The organism is Psychrobacter sp. CX14, assembly GCF_057396205.2.
Genome location: NZ_CM183187.1, coordinates 2088610 through 2093155, shown reverse-complemented (window position 1 = coordinate 2093155; position 4546 = coordinate 2088610). Strand labels below are relative to the sequence as shown.

Genomic DNA, 4546 nt, shown 5'->3' with positions numbered 1-4546 from the left:
TCTAAAATATCGTTAAAAGATTTCGAAAAAGCCACACTACAAAGTGTGGCTTTTTTGGTACTATTATATTAAATTTAAATAACACTAAATAAATATTAATCAATGAATAAGCTAAAAAACCTGTATCTACCTTACTATTGGTTGCCGGTTTATCTGTTTTCGCACATGCTGATAGCATACTTGAGGACCAGTTATTAAAAAAATTAACCCTAAAACTAGGTGATATGACTTTCTAAAAACTTAGCACCTATGATGCTACAGCGAGACAAAAAGGACTTAGTATAAATAATATGAATAGTAAATCTATACTAAAAACCTTTGGGTTAATAAAACCCAATAAGCAGCGCCGATGGGAATGTTAGTGTCATCAAAATCATAATTTGGATTATGGATAGAGCAAGCACCAGGACCCCCTGTGGATTCATCCCCATTGCCAATAAATAAATAACACCCTGGTACTTCTTGTAAGAAAAAGGCAAAATCTTCACTGGTCGTCAACGGTTTTATATCCGTGAGTGTGTCATCTTCCCCAATCAACTCCTGGGCTACTTTATAAGCAAATTGGGTCTGTTCAGCGTCATTCATTAGCACAGGGTAATGGGTGATAAAATCAAAACTCGCAGTCACCCCATAAGCGGCTGCTTGATGGTTTACCATCTCTTGAATACGGTCTAATAATGTTGCGTGAGAGTCAGGGTCTAAACTTCGAACATTTAGTTTTAACACGGCAGTATCGGGGATGACATTATCTGTATGACCCGACTTAAATTCCCCAACCGTAATCACGCCCGTTTTTAGCGGGTCAATATTACGAGAAACAATAGTCTGTAGTCCCATAATAATTGCCGCGCCTGCCACTACAGGATCACTTGCCAAATGAGGCATTGCACCATGACCACCTTTACCATGCAATGTCACATCGATACGGTCTCCAGATGCCATCAATGCCTGTTCATTAAAACATAGCTGTCCTGGCTTATAGCCTGGCATATTATGTATGCCAAATATGGCATCGCAGGGGAACTTTTCAAACAAGCCCTCATCTATCATACGTTTAGCCCCTGCAAGTCCTTCTTCAGCAGGCTGGAATATTAGATTAAGTGTGCCATTAAAGTCTGCGTTTAATGCTAAATACTCGGCTGCTGCCAATAGCATGGCGGTATGTCCATCGTGACCGCAAGCGTGCATTTTTCCTTCAAGTTTGCTAGCGTAGGGTAAATCCGTCAGCTCAGTTAAGGGTAGGGCATCCATATCGGCTCGCAAGCCTAAGGTTCGGCTACCGTTGCCTTTTTTAATTTGACCGACCACGCCTGTACCGCCTAAACCTCGAGTAACCGTATAACCCCAAGCTTCAAGATTTTTTGCCACTAAATCGCTGGTACGAAATTCTTCATAGCCCAGTTCAGGATGTTGATGAATATCTTGACGAATTTTGACAAACTTATCTGCCGTTCGTTCTAATTCTACTAGCAAGGGGTGCTGATTCATATGAACTCTCCACGTAATATATATAGTTCAGTGAACTACTAAACGGTTACGGCGTTAACCTCGTTAAGCCTACTCCAGTAGTACTTGCACTCGGTTGCCTTGTAACCATTTTAGACTTCTTTGACTATAGTGCCTATTTTAAAAGCTTCGTTTATTTATAGCTTAGAGATTTAATGGGTTAGTTATTTTGGCTTACTTATTTCAAAGCCTTATCACCAGTTTCTTCCATAAACCAAACCGCAATAATTGATAATAGAACGATAAACATCATATACCAAGCTGGAGCAACAGGGTTACCTGTCGATTCAATAAGCCAAGCTATAGCGGGCTGGGTTGTGCTACCAAATATAATAGCCACTCCTGCATAAGCAACAGAAAGTCCAGTAGCGCGAATTTTTCTATCAAATAATTCAGGAACCGCTACCAAGCAAGCGCCGCCACTTAATGCCGTAAATCCAGTCAGAACAAAGGTTGTAATCAACAAAGCAGGCAATCCAATATTATTCACCAAGTAATTAAAGAGGGGTAAGGATATAAGGACTAACACAACCCGTGGCCAAAACATTAGATTTTTTCTGCCAAATTTATCGCTAAGCCAACCGCCTAATACAGCAAACATCAATATAGCAATACCTGAAACCAGTGTGGCTGACATAGAAATGGCAGGACTAAGTTTTAAGGTGGTCGTCGCATACGTATTCATATAGATAGAGATATAAAGGGGCACGGTGATACCAGCAATTGCCCAAAACGCTATAAAAATCTTACGCCAAAATTCACCCGTTTTAACAACCGCAGGGACATAAGAGTTTTTTGAATTTGATGGAACAGCTTTGTTAGCTGATGAATGAACAGAATCAACAGACGAAGACATTGGATTTTCGTGCAGAGTCTCAGCCATGTTGTTACGCAAATATAAGGCAATTGGAATCAGTAAAAGTGTCAAGAAAAAAGGTACTCGCCAACCCCAAGCAAACATATCTTCAGTACTTAAAGATAATATCATCATTATCCCAAAAGCACCTGCCAGAATGGCTGCAAAACCCTGACAAGCCAGTTGCCAGCTTCCAAACAACCCACGTTTATGTGAGGGTGCGCTTTCGATTAAAAAGGCCGAGGAGGGGCCTACTTCACCCCCTAACCCAAATCCCTGTAATAAACGACACGTTAAGACAATAATAGGGGCAGCAATGCCAATACTGGCATATGAAGGTGTCAAAGCCAATCCTATAGTACCCACAGTGATAAAAAGAATGGTGAGTAATAGGGCGATTTTACGCCCTTTACGGTCAGCCACGATACCTAAGATAATACTGCCAAGTGGGCGAGTGATAAAACCAATACCAAAGACTGCCAAAGACAGCAATAAGCTAATGAAGGGATCGTCAGAGGGGAAAAAAGCTTTACCGATATAAACGGCAAAAAACGCATAGAGTACAAAATCATAAAACTCTAAAGCACTGCCGATCACGGCGGCAGTAACGATTTTTTTTGAATTAGGACTTTCAGGTAAATGGCTAGATACAGTGGTTGACATAATTTATTCCTTAAAAATAAAAACTTCCTGTAACAAGGAGTGAAACTAGCAATACCAAACTCCATAGATTGTGTGCTATTACTAGTTCATAGTTCACCCACAATTAAATGTCATGCATTCACCAATGTATAAACCTCACTTTAGTCAAAATCTTTGATCTTTATATGTTCTTTAAAGACGCCGATTTTTATAACAAATTCGCTAAATAGAGCGAGCAAATAACGATTGGCGATGGTATTGTATTAAGTCACCGCAGCACGAACCTGAAACTTCTCATTTCTCCATTCTTCGTTTTGCATGACCTGCTTAAGCTCTTGCACCGCTGTCCAAATATCTTCATAACTTAAGTATAAAGGAGTAATACCGAATCTTAGGACTTCAGGCTCACGATAATCCCCAATCACACCACGGGCAATCAGTGCTTGAATAATGGCATAGCCTTCTTTATGCGCAAAGCTAACATGACTTCCACGGAAATGTTGGTCTTTAGGGGTAATTAATTTTAAACCAAATTCGCCACATTCTTGAGCGACTAAATCCATAAATAAATCGGTTAATTTAAGCGACTTTTTACGCAGCTCCTGCATATTGGTAGCCAAGAAGATATCTAAGCCGCATTCAATCAAGCTCATAGACACAATGCTTTGAGTGCCACATAAAAAGCGCCGTATTCCTTCTGCGGGCTCATAACTATCTTCCATGGCAAAGGGTTGCTTATGACTCCACCAACCAGAAAGCGGTTGCCAAAATTTATTTTGATGCTTTGCATTTACCCAAGCAAATGCAGGGGAGCCGGGACCACCATTTAGATATTTATAAGTACAGCCAATAGCATAGTCACTATTAGTCTTATTAAGGTCTATCGGCACCGCTCCAATCGAATGAGATAAATCCCAAATTACCATCGACCCATGATTATGGATGAGCTGATTGCATTGTTCCATATCGTATAGATAACCGTTACGGTAATTTACTTGCGACAACACCGTGACTGCTACTTTATGGTTAGTCAATACCTTTTCCAAATCGTCAGGATCCTCAAGCAGTACTATTTCATAACCTTGATTAAAATAGTCGATAAACCCTTGTACGATATAAAGATCGGTTGGGAATACATCTCTTTCAACAATAATAGCTTTATGATTAGGAGCGACTTCGGCTTGGTTTTTAATAGCCGCTGCCAATACTTTAAATAAATTGACACTGGTAGAATCTGAAACCACCGTCTCATTGGGGTTTGCACCCATTAACTGAGCAATCTTATCACCAAGCCTTGTCGCTAAACCCCACCAGTCCGCTTTATTCCAGCTGTTAATAAGATCTATTCCCCATTCTTTTGAAATGACTTGCTCAGCTTTTGCAAGGGCGGTTTTAGGCTTTGCTCCCAGTGAATTACCATCTAGATAGATAACACCAGAAGGCAATACAAATTCATCTTTAAATTTTGCAAGAGGGTCTTCGTTATCCCATTCACGGCATTGTTCCTGAGTAATCATATTTTTTAACTCCTGTTGATAAAAA

General features: G+C 40.1%; 3 protein-coding genes. All 3 read right to left on the bottom strand.

The genetic code is table 11. The features are described from left to right. Positions 1–303: 303 nt before the first annotated feature. The gene (locus tag AC2SLO_RS08310; RefSeq protein WP_486543711.1) at positions 304–1488 is read right to left on the bottom strand and encodes a M20 aminoacylase family protein; all 1185 of its coding nucleotides are present in this window, start codon (positions 1486–1488) and stop codon (positions 304–306) included. Positions 1489–1684: 196 nt separating this feature from the next. Continuing rightward, a complete protein-coding gene (locus AC2SLO_RS08305) occupies positions 1685–3025 on the bottom strand; it encodes an MFS transporter (protein WP_486543710.1) in 1341 nt (446 codons plus the stop codon). 242 nt (positions 3026–3267) lie between these two features. Then, a complete protein-coding gene (gene kynU / locus AC2SLO_RS08300; protein WP_486543709.1) occupies positions 3268–4521 on the bottom strand; it encodes a kynureninase in 1254 nt (417 codons plus the stop codon). Between the last annotated feature and the right edge of the window lie 25 nt (positions 4522–4546).